Here is a 15,247-nt window from a genome sequence, read left to right on the forward strand (position 1 = left end):
TACGGAAAGGCAAAGCTGACGTGGTTTGAAGAGATTTTCGGAGAGTATTAAAAGACCAAACGCAAGACTGCAATTAAGACCACTCCGAAGAGAACTGTTCCGACTAGATTGCGGTAGCGAAAGGCCACCCAAGCTGTTGGAAAGACGGCTAAGAAGTCTAGCCATTTGATTTGAGGAAGACTCCCAACCTTACCTGTCACTACGCTTGATAGAATCAAGGCAAAGATAATAGAAACGGGCAAGAACTTCAAAAAACGCTCAACGATAGCAGGCAAGCCCCTATACTTGACCAAGATGAAGGGAATCATACGGGGAATCCAAGTCACCAAGCCAGAGAAAATAACCGCTAATAAAAGGTACTTACTGACCATCTAAAACCACCCCCATGCTACAACCAAGTAGCGTCGCAAACAGAACAGCTAGTGACTGAGACACCACTGTCAAAAGTAAAAAGAAGGACACCGCAACAACTGCTAGGATAATCAGCAGATTGCGGACAGGAATCCGTCTTTGCATAATCTGGAATTGCGAAGCAAAAATACCGATAAACATCCCAACTAGGGCAAAATCTAAACCAAAGATTTCTGGATTTGGCAGCAGCCCACCCAGAGCCGTTCCGACAACTGTTCCCACAAACCAAGCCACATAGCTGTTAAGATTGTTTCCGTGCATCCACATAGGATTGACCTTGTCTGTATGGGCCAATTCGCCCATCAAAACGCCATAAGTCTCATCCGTCAAGATACTAGACATGCCGATATTGTGCCAGAGACTAGTATGACGGAAATAGGTCGATGCATGTAAACTCAACAAAAAGAGACGCAAATTAATCAAAAAAACCGTCATAGCAATAGCTGCCACAGGTGCTTGAACCGCAATCAGTGCCAGCATGGCAAACTGGGCACTCCCAGCATAAACAAAGAGGCTCATCAAGCCCATCTCTACAGGTGTCACATAGGGCGCACCGATAATTCCACAGGCCAATCCGATACTGACATAACCCAAGGCCGTTGGCATGGCTGCCTGCGCCCCCTCCCAAAATCCTTTTTCTTTCATCTTTCTCCTCATATTGTCTTAATAGGTGGGCTGAAAAGGCTCCAGCCATAGCAGGGACTATTATAACACATTCAGGAAAGAGAAAAAAGTCTGTTGATTTTGACCATCATAAAAAGACTGGCAATCCAGTCTCAAATATATATTATAGAAATTCTCCGCTAAATACTTTCACGAATATTCAGAAGCATGACAAAGGCAACTAGAAGAAATAGCAATAAAACAAAGCTAACTGCCAGAGTTCCAAAGCTAGTAGCAATGGTTACCAAAGCTATTGTAAATAAGCTAGGTAAAACAACCGTAATAGCACCGATAGAAGATTGAACTGCTCCCATTGACTCCTCAGGTATTTGTTTAAAGACGAGTTCTTGCAATCTAGGAGAGAGAACACCTGCGAAAAAGGCATCCAAGGTACTAAAGATAAGAATCCAGTCAAAACGAACTGTGGCAAATCCTACTAGAAGAAGCAACTGGATGACAAGTGAGGCATAGAGAGCTGTTTTTATAGAAATCATATTTTTCAGATAGCCACTTACAAGGCTTCCGACAATCAGGGCTGACAGTTCAAAAGTGGATAGCAAGGCAAGAGATTGACCTGTTTGTAAATTCAAAAAGGGTTGATTCCTCAAAAATAGAGTAGAAACAGGAACTGTAACATTTATCACTGCTTGACTAATAGAAATAATAAACAAAACCAAGAGCACCTTATTCATATTCCATATCAATTTCGATGATTGGAGCAAATGCTGGCAAAAGGATTTTACAGAGAGTCCTTCTTGATAGCTAATCGTTTTTTCTACTTTCAAGAGGTCAGTTTTTATGAAAATGATACCTAAAAATGCGATTAAAAAGGTAAGAGCGTTCAGTAAGGAAATAAACTGGATAGATAGAATACCTAGTAAGACTCCTCCTAGAATATTACTGATTGTTTTCACTAAACTAACAGTTGATTGTTTAAACCCAATAGCTTCTGCCAAATGGTCTTGCCCAATAATTCTAATGAAAATCGGAGTAAGCATGGCGCCTGAAAAATAACTCAATGTGTCAGACAAGAGGTTAATCAGACAAATAAATGCTACTAGCAACAAGGAGAAAGACTGCCCTGAAAGTGATAAAGACACTATAGAGTAAAGCAAAAATTTTGCAAAACTAATAATTGTATATTTTAGGACACGATGATGTTGAAAATCCGCCAAAACTCCCAGAAAGATTTGTAGAACTTGGGGAAGAGTTTCTGAAATCGTGATGAGTAAAATCGCCAGAGGGGCAAAAGAGGCATCTGCCACATAATTCAAAAAGGCCAGATAAAAAATCGTATCCCCAACCGTTGAAATCCACTGGTTGACAGTTAATTGCCTAAAATCTCTATTTTGAAGAAATACTTTCATTATAACTCCTTTTTAAATTCCAGTTAGAATTTTTATTCCAAAACATCCTAATAAATCCTGTATGCCCAGTCTATCCCATATCATATAGATAGCCTACACAGCCTTTTTCACTGCACACCTCATCATGTCTTTAGCTACTAACCAGATCCTAGTGCAATAACATCAAAATCTGACCAATACCATTGTAGACTATGTGCAGTCCAATAGGCCAATAAATGGACTTGGTTACTCTAAACAAGACTGCAAATATGAGACCGCCACCCATATATACGAAAAAGTCTGTCAAGACCCAACCATGACTACTAATGTGCAAAATTCCAAATAATATAGCTGATCCAAGTACATCCAATCCCCATTTCTTCCCTTTTTCCAGAGCAGTCATCACTAATCCACGATAAATCATGTCTTCAAAAATGGGACCTGCAATCACAGGATAAAAAAAATACATCAAAAATGCCGTAGCTCCTGTAAAAGTAGGAGTAGCATGTTGATAAGAAATTGCATTTCGAGTAGGTGGAAAAAGAGAAAAGGTAACCCTATTCCAAAGGAACAACAAAAGAAAAGCTAAGACACAATAAAACAAATAAGACCAGCGAAACTTCTTACTGTTAATTCCTTGCCATTTTCCTGACTTAACCATAGCAAAAAAAGCAATAAAAACGACAAGAAAATGCAACATCATATCCGACAAATAATAGCCAAAGTCAGATAGCCTAAGAGCAAAGTCGCTAGATAAAACCAGACCACTAAGGTACTGATAAGCAAGGACGAGTAGAATCGCTATAAAAAAATAGTATCTTGAAGTTATCTTTCCCATTTTATTTTCTCCTATATATGAAATAAAAATAGCCCCTACCCAAGAAAAAGGCAAGGGCTTTAAACATCAATAACGACGTCTAGTCTCAGGAGCTGGAGGAGCAAAGTTAAAGTAGTTTTGCCATAGACCGCCCATTCCACCAGATCCCAATGGAGGATATGACCTTCCTCCATAAACTGTCTCCAACTCAGCTTCTGTCAATTCCATTGTTTCTGCAAATTGTAAATTTAACATCTTTTACACTCCTTCAATTATCTTCATTTGTAAACCACTTCTGCGACCTAGGATTTGCTTCAAATGTTTTACAAGGACAGTATAACACGGAAATTGACTTATTTTAGAAAATCGCATATTTGATATTTTTTCTTATAGAAATTTCAGATTTGCGATTTTGGTAGATTTGATTATTTCCCTGGTATAATAAAGTTATTACTAACAAGGAGGGATATAATGATGAAAAAAAGAAAAATCCAACTGATACTCCTGCTTATTTCGGAGTGGGTTATCGTCTTCCCGTTTCTAATTAATCGATAAGTTCTTTGTATTGCTGAAAACGCAATTCGAAGAGGGCTAGCAATTGTGGATTTTCTAATACTTGCAGAGATTGGATAAAGTGTTCAATCTCTTTTTGATTGCTTCCTTTGGTTTGAAGAAAGACACTCATTTTCTTTAAAAATTGCCACGATACTTTCTCAAAAACATCGTACGGACGCAACATGCTCTCCAACTCGGCTTCGAAGATTGGGATGTATGAGAAAAGTTTTCGCTCCATGAGTTCTGATAAGATATTTAAGAGTCCTTGCTTCATATACAACCGATTATGTACCAACTCCTTAAATTCTTTAGACTTCTCAATTAAAGCGGTCGATAAAAAGATCAAATCTTGATTGCTCAAGAAGGGCATGGTATTGCAAAAGAGATAGAGTTCAAACCAGGTCCAAGACTCGATAACATAGAGATAGCTGGTCAAAAATTCGCTATCCTCCTCTGTTAGCAGATAGCTCTTATTTAAAGAATGGATGGCATTTTTAATCACAATGGCATTCAAACGACGATAGGTCTCTGCCATCTGTTCTTGCTTGATTTTCTCCAATAGTTGCTCTAAGCCAGCGATATCTTGGTGGGCAAAGCGATCCACAACCTTTCGACCGATTCGCATATGTGGAGATTCTTGATAGTTGTTGAGCTTGTGCCCAAACTCATCAAAATTCATATTGATCCCTTGAATGGCTAATATGAGCTTATCAGCAGACAACATGGACTGCCCTAGCTCAAACTTGGACAACTGAGAAGCTGTTAGCCCGTCACAAGCCACATCTGACTGCTTGAGCTTTCTAGCCAGGCGCAGTTCCTTGTAAAATTCCCCCAATTCCATTTTTTCAATCATCCTACCACCTCCTAGCTTTTGCATATTATATCATTATTTGTGTTCATTTGTCAAAATATTCTGATAGTTAGAAAAAATAAAAAAGCCAGCCTTAAGCTGACTCTTTATTCTATGGTATCAAAAGCGAGGCTTGGTTTGGCATTGAGGTCCAAGTTTGCAAAGTTTTCTTTGTTCCACTCGCTGACACTGGCATAAGCAATCATACCTGCATTGTCTCCGCAGAGACGCAGAGGTGGAATGATGACATTGACATCTGTGATTTCAGTTGCTAGGCGTTCTCTGAGACCTTTATTGGCTGCCACGCCACCTGCCACGACAAGGGTTTTAACAGGGTATTTCTCCAAAGCCTTCTTGGTTTTAGCCATGAGAATATCCAGTACAGCTGCTTGGAAGGAAGCACACAAATCCTCTGTAGACAGACTTTCTCCCTTTTGCTCGGCATTGTGGTGAAGATTGATAAAGGCAGATTTCAAACCTGAGAATGAAAACTCCAGATTATCCTCCTTAATCATGGCACGAGGGAAATCATAAATATCCTGCCCCTGATGAGACAACTCGTCAATCTCACGACCTGCAGGATAGGTCAAGCCCATGACGCGGCCGACCTTATCATAGGCCTCGCCAACCGCGTCATCTCGCGTTTCCCCAACAATCTTATAATCTCCTGCCTCAGAAACATAAACTAACTCTGTGTGTCCACCGCTAACCAAAAGAGCTAGCAAGGGAAACTCCAAAGGCTCCACACTTTGAGCTGCCATGAGGTGACCAGCCATGTGGTTAACAGGGATAAGTGGAAGTCCATGTGCCCAAGCAAAGGCCTTAGCAGCTGACAAACCAACTAGCAAGGCTCCGACCAAGCCTGGTCCATAGGTAACAGCCACAGCTGTCACGTCCTCTTCGGTAATCCCTGCTTCTGTCAGTGCCTCCTCGATGCAGGCTGTAATGACCTCGACATGGTGACGACTGGCTACTTCCGGCACTACGCCCCCAAAACGTTTGTGACTCTCAATTTGACTAGCAATGACATTGGACAAGAGCTCATCGTCGTTTTTCAAGACGGCGACACTGGTCTCATCACAGGATGTCTCAAATGCTAAAATATATCTATCCTTCATCTACTTCTCTCTTCATGATAATGGCGTCCTCGACTGGATCATGGTAGTAGGCCTTTCGCTCAGCGATGACTGCCATCTTTTCTTTCTTGTAAAATGCTTGCGCTCGGTGATTTGACTTTCTGACTTCGAGGAAAATCTCCTTGTCTGTCGGCAATTGAGCAAACAAGGCTGACGCAATCCCCTGACCCTGATAGTCTCCTTTAACAGCGATTTGCAAGACTTCTGCCTCAAAGATATTTTCCTGCACAGCTAGAAATCCAATCACTTCTGCCCCATCATAGGCCAGAGCATACCAAGTCTGGTCTTGGAATAGGTCAGCTTGGATTTGTTCCAGCGTCCAAGGACTGACTGGGTAAACAGCTATCATAACAGCGTAGATGGCTTTAGCTAGATTAGGCTGCTGTTGGATTCGTTTGATTTCTATCATAGGCGTTTAATGTAAGACTCGCCAGACTCGGTATGGTTCTTGAGCCAGTTTTCCTCAGCCTCGACACGCTTGAGGTAGTTAGGCACAAAGTCGTGTAAGGAGTCTGCTTCCTTGTCCCAGGCCAAAAGAGCAAGATTGGCTGCATTAGGCAGGGTTTCTTTGAAATTAGTCCTTGGCAAGTGTTTTTGAATCTGCTCAACAAAGGGGACAACTTCTCCGACAAAGGTTACCTGACTAGCGCCCTTGATTAACTCAATCACTCGCTCAAAGGGTAAGTGCGCTTCTGGCATGACAGGTTTGGCATTTTCATAAAATCCTGCATAAACATTATTGCGACGCGCATCCATCAAGGGGACAAACAAACCTTCTTGTTGGTAGGGCACCAGAGCCAAGAGACTCGACATACCAACCAACTCGATGTTCAGGGTATGAGCTAAGGTCTTGGCAGTTGCTACCGCAATTCGCAAGCCTGTATAGCTACCTGGTCCTTCCGCCACCACGATTCGGTCTAAATCCTTGGGTGTCCAATCCAAACTTGCCATCAAAAAATCGATGGCAGGCATAAGGGTAATGCTGTGATTTTTCTTGATATTAATCGTCGTCTCGGCAAGAACCTGCTTGTCCTCTAAAATAGCCAGAGAAAGAGCCTTGCTAGACGTATCAAAAGCTAATACTTTCATAACACATTCCTATCTTTTTGTCTGCTTACTATTATACTACAAAAGCTGGCACATGGGAATTTTCTTTATCCCCAAACAAGAGTGCCCTCACTTAACTAAAAATAATTTAAAAAAATGTTCACTTTTCCTTTTCTTTTACGAATATAAAAGTGAACAAGAAAAAAGGAGGAAAGTTCAATGACAAATTTTGACGTTCTTGACAATCAATTTTTATCCTTATCTGAAAATGAATTATCAGATATTGATGGCGGTCTCGCTCCCTTGGTTATCTTTGGAGTAGCAGTATCTTGGAAAGCTATTGCAGGTGGAACAGCACTTATAGGTTCTGGTTTGGCAGCTGGTTATTTTTTAGGAGGAGATTAATATGATGAAAGATTTGAACAACTATTGTGAAATTTCTACTAAGGAATTGCAAGAAATAAAGGGTGGCTTTGGTGTAGGTGTTGGTATCGCTTTATTTATGGCAGGTTATACCATTGGAAAAGACCTTCGTAAAAAGTTTGGTAAGTCATGCTAGATAAGAAACACATTTTTAGAAGGATAAATTTTATTGTCTTCATCTCTTACAGTTTGCTCAGCATTCTCAATGATTTAAACATGACTACTATCCCTTTACCAATTGATCTATCTGTTTGTATTGTTTTATTTTTATGCTTCAACTCTATTTTTGAGCAGAACAATGACTCCCATAAAAATAATAAGCTCTGAAAATTCCATTGTCATGTCATTTTAGAAAAATGCAAAGACCACCTCATCTTGATAGATGGGGTGGAATTTTCGTGTCATAAATTTACTATCTTTTGCCACCAAACAAAAACGCCCCAGCATGAGCAGGGCATCTAAGCATTTAATCCAAAGTAAAATACAAACCAAACGACATAGGTTACGAGGAGAAGAAAAAGCGAGTAGAGAGTCACAAAGGTAATTTTCCACAAGAACTTGGTTTGTCGTCGTTCCAGTTTGGTAAATAGAAGATTACCCGCATAAACGCAAGCAACAAAAACAATAAAAGCTACCAAGCGAGCTCCGATAGCAAAAGCAAATAAGTTATACATAGAGCAACCTCCTTAGTTTAAATTTATCTTAATAAGTAAAGTGAAATATTGCATAAGTATCCATTTTTAATATCGCAAATATATTTTTTAAAGACATAAACACATCTACAAGCGCCTATAAACAGAAACCTTAAAAGATAAGTTAAAACTTATAAGATAAGATTCTGTTCATAGACACCAATACTCATATCAACACTTTTACGTAACAACTCATATTTTACAAAAACTTGGTCTTATACGAATCTAGAAAATAGAACCACAGCTGCTCTTGCATATGCTCCTTTAGTTGTATTCCAAGCATTATTTGCTACAATAGGAGATAATCTTATTAGGAATGCGGCATTGCAACTTCTATTATCTGCTAAAAATCCCTTAAAACACTTATCATGATAGAAACAAGCCATATCTAAATCATCAATAGCTGGAATAGAATATCCATTATTTCCCATAACCACAATAATTACCATAAGAGCCTATAGGAAAAAGAGAGCGATCCATTCTAGCCAAATCAGTTGACTCTCCGTTAGTCTCTATATCCGTTACGATTTCGTTTAAAACACGCCCTACCTCCAAAGCTTCATTATCTAAACCAAGCTCCTCTGCTTTATCTAATCTAACTACAGGGAAAGCATGTTCATTCAATTCGGTAACTTTATCCAATTCAGAAGTATCTATAAAGTTAAACATAATATCAATAGCACTAAACAATATAGTTTCCGAATTATTTCCTTTCCAGCTTATACTATTTCTTTCTATTATTATAGCATATACTTTTTGATATTGCAAGCGTTTACCAAAGAAATCGTCCCATGACTTTCTCGTTTCCGTCTTTTACTAATTTTTCATTTTGTGGTATAATTGAAATAATTGTAACGAATCAAGGTCAATCTAGACACAAAATGGAATGAAATCAAGCAAATCTATGCTAAAAGTTTGGAATAAGCTGACCTGTAAAATAGAAAGGAACTATATGATTTACAAAGTTTTTTATCAAGAAACAAAAGAACGTAGCCCACGTCGTGAAACAACACGCGCACTATACCTAGACATCGATGCCAACTCAGAACTTGAGGGCCGTATCGCTGCTCGCCAACTTGTCGAAGAAAATCGCCCAGAGTACAATATCGAGTATATCGAACTCTTGTCTGACAAATTGCTAGATTACGAAAAAGAAACTGGCGCCTTCGAAATTACGGAGTTCTAATATGGCCTACACTCTTAAACCTGAAGAAGTCGGCGTTTTTGCCATCGGTGGTCTGGGAGAAATCGGGAAAAATACATACGGAATTGAATACCAAGATGAGATTATCATCGTCGATGCTGGGATTAAATTCCCAGAAGATGACTTGCTGGGTATCGACTATGTCATTCCTGACTACTCATACATCGTGGACAATATCGACCGCGTCAAGGCTGTTTTAATCACACACGGACACGAGGACCACATTGGTGGGATTCCGTTCCTGCTCAAGCAAGCAAATGTCCCTATCTATGCTGGACCACTTGCCTTGGCTTTGATCCGTGGGAAACTCGAAGAACACGGCCTCTTGCGCAACGCCAAACTTTACGAAATAAACCACAACACTGAGTTGACCTTTAAAAATCTCAAGGCAACTTTCTTTAGAACGACTCACTCTATTCCAGAGCCTTTGGGAATTGTCATTCATACTCCGCAAGGAAAAATCATCTGTACGGGCGACTTCAAGTTCGACTTTACTCCAGTTGGAGAACCTGCAGACTTGCATCGTATGGCTGCCCTTGGTGAAGAAGGCGTGCTTTGTCTTCTGTCTGACTCAACAAATGCAGAAGTGCCAACCTTTACCAACTCTGAAAAAGTCGTTGGTCAGTCCATCATGAAGATTATCCAAGGCATTGAAGGACGTATCATCTTTGCATCCTTTGCCTCAAATATCTTCCGTCTCCAGCAAGCAACTGAAGCTGCTGTTAAGACTGGACGTAAGATTGCGGTCTTTGGTCGTTCTATGGAAAAGGCCATTGTCAACGGAATCGACCTTGGCTACATCAAAGCTCCTAAGGGAACCTTTATCGAGCCAAATGAAATCAAAGACTACCCTGCTGGCGAGGTTCTGATCCTCTGTACAGGTAGTCAGGGCGAGCCTATGGCAGCCCTCTCTCGTATCGCCAACGGAACCCACCGTCAGGTACAACTCCAACCCGGTGATACCGTTATCTTCTCTTCAAGCCCAATCCCTGGAAATACGACTAGCGTCAACAAGCTGATTAACATCATTTCTGAAGCTGGTGTCGAAGTTATCCACGGTAAAGTGAACAATATCCATACATCTGGACACGGTGGCCAGCAAGAGCAAAAACTCATGCTCCGCTTGATTAAGCCAAAATACTTCATGCCTGTCCACGGTGAATACCGCATGCAAAAAGTCCATGCTGGACTAGCAGTGGATACTGGTGTTGAGAAGGACAATATCTTTATCATGAGTAATGGTGATGTGCTTGCCCTTACTGCTGACTCAGCTCGTATTGCAGGTCATTTCAACGCCCAAGACATCTATGTCGATGGAAATCGTATCGGTGAAATCGGCGCAGCTGTCCTCAAAGACCGTCGTGATCTATCTGAAGACGGTGTCGTTTTAGCAGTCGCAACTGTTGACTTCAAGGCGCAGATGATTCTATCTGGTCCAGACATCCTCAGCCGAGGCTTTGTCTACATGAGAGAGTCTGGCGACCTGATTCGCCAAAGCCAGCGTATCCTCTTCAATGCCATTCGTATCGCACTGAAAAACAAGGATGCTAGCGTGCAATCTGTCAATGGTGCCATTGTCAACGCTATTCGCCCCTTCCTCTATGAAAATACCGAACGTGAACCGATTATCATCCCGATGATCCTCACACCAGATGAAGAATAATACTCTTCGAAAATCTCTTCAAACCACGTCAGCTTCGCCTTGCCGTATATATGCTTACTGACTTCGTCAGTTCNNCTTTGATTTTCATTGAGTACAAGTCAACAAAACAGCCCCGTCTTCGGAGCTGTTTTTCTCTATGCTTTCTTTTGAGATTAAAACTCAATGAAAATCAGACCAGAAGGCTAGGAAAATGCATAACTTGAGTTAGCTCCCATAGTTCGGGGAACTATGGGAGGTTGGAGATGAATCAAAGCCAAGCTTTGAACTCATTCGTAAGAAGCCGACGACGTATCATTTTGATTTTTGAAGAGTTTTAGAAATACTACGATTTTTACCTTCCAGATACACCATCAAAATAGAAATATCTGCTGGGTTTACTCCCGAAATACGGCTGGCTTGACCGATGGTTTCTGGATTGATGAGTTTGAACTTCTGACGAGCTTCGGTTGCGATAGAATCAATGTCATCCCAATCAATATTGGCTGGAATGCGTTTTTCTTCCATACGTTTCATCTTAGCAACCTGGTCCATGGCTTTGGAAATATAGCCTTCGTACTTGATTTCTGTTTCAATCAATTCGATAATCTTGTCATCCAAGTCCTCTGCAGCTGGTCCGATGAAGGCCACCACATCTTGGTAAGAAACTTCTGGACGGCGAAGGAACTCCTTGGCTGTCACTGCATCTGTCAACGGCTTGAAGCCCATCTCCTCAACCTTGGCATTGGTTTCCTTGACTGGCTTGAGTTTGATGCTGTCTAGGCGTTTCATCTCATTTTCAAATTGATTTTTCTTGATTTCAAAGCGAGTCCAGCGTTCATCATCCACAAGACCAATCTCACGGCCCATCTCAGTCAAACGCATATCAGCATTGTCATGGCGGAGAATGAGGCGGTATTCAGCACGACTGGTCAAAAGGCGATAAGGCTCAATCGTTCCCTTGGTCACCAAGTCATCAATCATCACCCCGATATAACCGTCACTGCGCTTCAAAATCAACTCAGGTTTACCTTGGATTTTCAGAGCCGCATTGATCCCAGCGATAATCCCTTGGCCTGCTGCCTCTTCATAACCTGACGTTCCATTAGTCTGACCAGCAGTGAAAAGTCCGGAGATTTTCTTGGTTTCCAGAGTCGCACGCAACTGGTGTGGCAAGACCATATCGTACTCGATGGCATAACCTGTTCGCATCATCTCTGCATTTTCCAAACCTTTGATAGAATGAACCAGCTCACGTTGCACATCTTCAGGTAAACTGGTTGAGAGGCCTTGGACATAGACTTCCTCTGTATTGCGCCCTTCTGGCTCTAGGAAAAGTTGGTGGCGTTCCTTGTCTGCAAAGCGCACAATCTTGTCCTCAATCGACGGACAGTAACGAGGGCCCACTCCCTTGACCACACCTGTAAACATAGGCGCACGGTGGAGGTTGTTTTGGATAATCTCATGACTGGTACCATTGGTATAGGTCAACCAGCATGGCACTTGATCCTTGACATAGTCCTCATCACGTGAAGTATATGAGAAGTGATTTGGCGCTTCGTCTCCTGGCTGAATCTCTGTCACATCATAATTGATAGAAGAAGCCTTGACACGTGGAGGCGTCCCTGTCTTGAAACGACCAATTTCGAGTCCCAGTTCCTTGAGATTATCAGCAAGGTTAATAGAAGCTAGGCTGTGGTTAGGGCCTGATGAGTACTTGAGATCTCCGATGATAATTTCCCCACGAAGGGCCGTCCCTGTCGTCACGATAACAGCCTTAGCAGCATATTCTTGATGGGTAGCTGTACGCACACCGACAACCTTGCCGTCTTCCACTAAAATCTCATCAATCATGGTTTGACGAAGGGTCAGATTTTCTTGATTTTCAACCGTCTTGCGCATTTCCTTAGAGTAAAGTTCCTTATCAGCCTGCGCACGAAGGGCACGGACGGCTGGCCCCTTCCCTGTGTTAAGCATCTTCATCTGGATGTAAGTCTTGTCAATGGTTTTGGCCATCTCGCCACCGAGGGCATCGACTTCACGCACGACAATCCCCTTGGCAGAACCACCGATAGAGGGATTACAAGGCATGAAAGCCAGCATTTCAATATTGATGGTCGCAAGCAGGACCTTACAGCCCATACGGCTAGCGGCCAAGGAAGCCTCAACCCCAGCGTGTCCCGCACCAATTACAATAATATCGTATTCTTCAGTAAAATGATAAGTCATGTTTCTCTCCTATTCCTCAAGATGAATGTGTCTTAGTTGGCCTTCCCAATCTGGTAGGGCTGTTTTTAAAAAGGCTGGAACTAGCTGGATATTCTGGAGCTTATCCAAGTCAATCCACTCACAGGGCTGCCTTTTCTCATCTTCCTGCATGGTCAACGGGGCATCTTCAAGCAAATCCACCAGATAATGAAACTCGATATTGTGATAGGAAACGCCGTCCACTTCAAAACGATTTTCAACCACAAAAGCTAGCTGCCCAGCTTGAGATTTAACACCCAGTTCTTCCTTCACTTCACGGACTACCGCGTCTTCCGTTTTTTCGTTAACTTGAATCGCACCGCCGATAATGTAATACTTGCCCTTGTCTTTGGTGACTAGAAGCTTGCGATTTTGAAGAATCAAAGCTGTCGCCCGAACACCAAAAACCGTATTGTCTACTTTTGTCCGAAAGTCTTGTTGAGTCATTCTTGTCCTTTCCCTTAAACGACACAAAAACAGTCAAAACTACAAAGAAGTGCAGGACAAAAAAGCCTGCAACATCCATGAGCTTTGACCATCATTTCTATTGCTGTTATTATTGTAGCAAATTGAGAAAATTTGTCAATCTAAATGTACTGACAAACTTGTCCATCGCGGTAAGCATTGTCAATCAAACCACCACCTAGACACTCTTCGCCATCGTAAAAGACAACTGCCTGTCCTGGTGTAATCGCGCGTTGTGGTTCCGCAAAGATGACCTCTGCCTTGTCTCCTTTGACATGGACGGTCACCTTAGAGTCAGGCTGACGGTAACGGAATTTAGCCGTACATTCTAGCGTAAACTCTTCTGGCATTTCACGAGTAAAGTGGACTTGACTGGCTTCTAGGCTAGTTGACATGAGCGAATCATGGTAGAATCCTTGTCCTACATAGAGAATATTCTTGCTTAGATCTTTTCCGACAACGAACCAAGGGGCATTGTCACCGCCGTGTTGCCCACCGATACCGAGTCCGCCACGCTGACCGATTGTATAGTACATAAGACCTGCATGCTCGCCCATATCGCGACCATCCACAGTCATCATGCGACCAGGCTGAGCTGGCAGGTAGTTGCTGAGGAAGTTTTTAAAGTTCTTTTCTCCGATAAAGCAAATCCCTGTCGAGTCTTTCTTCTTAGCAGTCGAAAGGCCTGCTTCTTCTGCTAGTTTTCGAACTTCAGGCTTTTCCAAATGTCCTAGTGGGAACATGGTTTTTTGAAGTTGTTCTTGCGAAAGTTGGCTGAGGAAATAGGTCTGGTCCTTGCCATTGTCCACGCCACGAAGCATGTGAACAGTGCCGTCCTCATCACGCGCCACTCGAGCATAATGCCCAGTCGCTACATAGTCTGCCCCCAAGGTCATGGCATAGTCCAAAAAGGCCTTGAACTTGATTTCCTTGTTGCACATAACGTCCGGATTTGGCGTGCGCCCTGCACGGTATTCCGCTAGGAAATACTCAAAAACGCGGTCCCAGTACTCTTTTTCAAAATTGACAGAGTAGTAAGGAATACCAATCTGGTCTGCCACCGCAGCCACATCCTTATAATCTTCGGTCGCCGTACAGACGCCGTTTTCATCTGTGTCATCCCAGTTCTTCATGAAGATACCGATCACATCGTAGCCCTGCTCCTTGAGCAAAAGAGCCGTCACCGACGAATCAACACCACCACTCATCCCCACAACAACACGTGTTTTAGAGTTATCACTCATGGTAAGTCTCCCATCTATTCGTTTATTTATACCCCTCAAAATTCTATTTACTATGACTTTCAATAGAATTTCTTCGAGTATAGTCTTTTCGTTTGCTTTTAGGACTAGGCAACGAGTCGCAGGCATAACTTGAGTTCGCTCAATTAGTCTGGGAGACTGATTGAGGTTATAAATCAGACAAGCTCAGCTTGAATCTCATTTCGAGTTAACGACGTAATAAAAGATAAACGAAATGACTAGTTCACGATTGAAGGTCGTGTGTGCTTTAACGATTGAAGGTCGCTTGAGCAGTATTCATTATAACATGCTTGGTTAGAGAAGACAAGGAAAGGAGCCAATCTTGACTCCTTTATTGAAGAAATTGTTTTAACCTTGTCCTTTCTTTTCTAAGCCGAAAATGAAATGGTAATCGATAAAGATGCCCATGATTGAATAGGCACATAAAATATCCTATACTTACCTTCCATTATTCCGTGATTGAATGTATTTATACTATCCTAAAATCAAA

At 41.9% G+C, this 15,247-nt stretch carries 17 protein-coding genes and 1 pseudogene; 4 read left to right on the forward strand and 14 right to left on the reverse strand.

Translation table 11 applies throughout. The features are described from left to right. Positions 1-47: 47 nt before the first annotated feature. The 9 genes from HT671_RS07155 to tsaB form a co-directional block, all read right to left on the reverse strand. The gene (locus tag HT671_RS07155) at positions 48-371 is read right to left on the reverse strand and encodes an AzlD domain-containing protein (protein WP_138703091.1); all 324 of its coding nucleotides are present in this window, start codon (positions 369-371) and stop codon (positions 48-50) included. Further along, on the reverse strand, positions 361-1,056 hold the full coding sequence (locus tag HT671_RS07160) for an AzlC family ABC transporter permease (protein WP_023932454.1): 696 nt from the start codon (positions 1,054-1,056) through the stop codon (positions 361-363). Before HT671_RS07160 ends, HT671_RS07155 begins: the two co-directional genes overlap by 11 nt. 158 nt (positions 1,057-1,214) lie before the next feature. Next, positions 1,215-2,441, reverse strand: a complete 1,227-nt coding sequence (locus tag HT671_RS07165) for an MFS transporter (RefSeq protein WP_000862438.1) — start codon at positions 2,439-2,441, stop codon at positions 1,215-1,217. A gap of 148 nt (positions 2,442-2,589) precedes the next feature. After that, positions 2,590-3,258 (reverse strand): CPBP family intramembrane glutamic endopeptidase, encoded by a 669-nt coding sequence (locus HT671_RS07170; RefSeq protein WP_023941031.1) that lies wholly within the window; start codon positions 3,256-3,258, stop codon positions 2,590-2,592. 66 nt (positions 3,259-3,324) lie between these two features. Continuing rightward, complete coding sequence (locus tag HT671_RS12065; protein ID WP_014017185.1) at positions 3,325-3,492, reverse strand: hypothetical protein; 168 nt, start codon at positions 3,490-3,492, stop codon at positions 3,325-3,327. Positions 3,493-3,781: 289 nt separating this feature from the next. Continuing rightward, positions 3,782-4,645, reverse strand: a complete 864-nt coding sequence (locus tag HT671_RS07180) for an XRE/MutR family transcriptional regulator (protein ID WP_023941033.1) — start codon at positions 4,643-4,645, stop codon at positions 3,782-3,784. Positions 4,646-4,749: 104 nt separating this feature from the next. Further along, a complete protein-coding gene (tsaD, locus tag HT671_RS07185) occupies positions 4,750-5,760 on the reverse strand; it encodes a tRNA (adenosine(37)-N6)-threonylcarbamoyltransferase complex transferase subunit TsaD (protein ID WP_023938424.1) in 1,011 nt (336 codons plus the stop codon). Then, positions 5,750-6,187 carry a ribosomal protein S18-alanine N-acetyltransferase gene (rimI, locus tag HT671_RS07190; RefSeq protein WP_000569845.1) on the reverse strand — a complete coding sequence of 146 codons (438 nt, stop codon included), beginning with the start codon at positions 6,185-6,187 and terminating at the stop codon, positions 5,750-5,752. Before rimI ends, tsaD begins: the two co-directional genes overlap by 11 nt. After that, entirely contained in the window at positions 6,184-6,867 is a 684-nt protein-coding gene (tsaB, locus tag HT671_RS07195) for a tRNA (adenosine(37)-N6)-threonylcarbamoyltransferase complex dimerization subunit type 1 TsaB (RefSeq protein ID WP_000865700.1), read from the reverse strand. The genes rimI and tsaB overlap by 4 nt, the downstream gene beginning before the upstream one ends. A gap of 177 nt (positions 6,868-7,044) precedes the next feature. Here tsaB and cibA point away from each other — a divergent pair, with 177 nt between their 5' ends. Together cibA and cibB are read left to right on the forward strand one after the other, a co-directional pair. Further along, positions 7,045-7,230: a fratricide two-peptide bacteriocin subunit CibA gene (gene cibA / locus HT671_RS07200; protein WP_000180841.1), complete on the forward strand. Its 186-nt coding sequence runs from the start codon at positions 7,045-7,047 to the stop codon at positions 7,228-7,230. 1 nt (position 7,231) lies between these two features. Next, positions 7,232-7,384, forward strand: a complete 153-nt coding sequence (gene cibB / locus HT671_RS07205; protein ID WP_000974046.1) for a fratricide two-peptide bacteriocin subunit CibB — start codon at positions 7,232-7,234, stop codon at positions 7,382-7,384. A 322-nt stretch (positions 7,385-7,706) separates the two neighbouring features. Here the strand turns inward: cibB and HT671_RS07210 are convergent, their stop codons facing one another. Both HT671_RS07210 and HT671_RS12070 read right to left on the reverse strand, forming a co-directional pair. Further along, on the reverse strand, positions 7,707-7,922 hold the full coding sequence (locus tag HT671_RS07210) for a hypothetical protein (protein WP_000282480.1): 216 nt from the start codon (positions 7,920-7,922) through the stop codon (positions 7,707-7,709). A 374-nt stretch (positions 7,923-8,296) separates the two neighbouring features. Then, positions 8,297-8,390, reverse strand: a pseudogene (locus tag HT671_RS12070) (phospholipase); the annotation flags it as partial. 502 nt (positions 8,391-8,892) lie between these two features. Here HT671_RS12070 and HT671_RS07225 point away from each other — a divergent pair. Together HT671_RS07225 and HT671_RS07230 are read left to right on the forward strand one after the other, a co-directional pair. Further along, entirely contained in the window at positions 8,893-9,126 is a 234-nt protein-coding gene (locus HT671_RS07225) for a DNA-dependent RNA polymerase subunit epsilon (RefSeq protein WP_000639571.1), read from the forward strand. A gap of 1 nt (position 9,127) precedes the next feature. Continuing rightward, entirely contained in the window at positions 9,128-10,807 is a 1,680-nt protein-coding gene (locus tag HT671_RS07230) for a ribonuclease J (RefSeq protein WP_138703092.1), read from the forward strand. Between the two features lie 291 nt (positions 10,808-11,098). On the opposite strand, the gene mnmG is transcribed toward HT671_RS07230, so the two are convergent. From mnmG to mnmA, 3 genes are all read right to left on the reverse strand, one after another. Further along, complete coding sequence (mnmG, locus tag HT671_RS07235) at positions 11,099-13,012, reverse strand: tRNA uridine-5-carboxymethylaminomethyl(34) synthesis enzyme MnmG (protein ID WP_000220961.1); 1,914 nt, start codon at positions 13,010-13,012, stop codon at positions 11,099-11,101. A gap of 9 nt (positions 13,013-13,021) precedes the next feature. Beyond that, positions 13,022-13,477, reverse strand: coding sequence for an NUDIX hydrolase (locus HT671_RS07240; protein ID WP_000193612.1), 456 nt, complete (start codon positions 13,475-13,477; stop codon positions 13,022-13,024). 140 nt (positions 13,478-13,617) lie between these two features. Further along, positions 13,618-14,739, reverse strand: coding sequence for a tRNA 2-thiouridine(34) synthase MnmA (gene mnmA / locus HT671_RS07245; protein ID WP_001282951.1), 1,122 nt, complete (start codon positions 14,737-14,739; stop codon positions 13,618-13,620). Positions 14,740-15,247 lie beyond the last annotated feature (508 nt).

It is taken from the genome of Streptococcus sp. 2741 (genome assembly GCF_013276315.1).
Classification (GTDB): domain Bacteria; phylum Bacillota; class Bacilli; order Lactobacillales; family Streptococcaceae; genus Streptococcus; species Streptococcus pseudopneumoniae.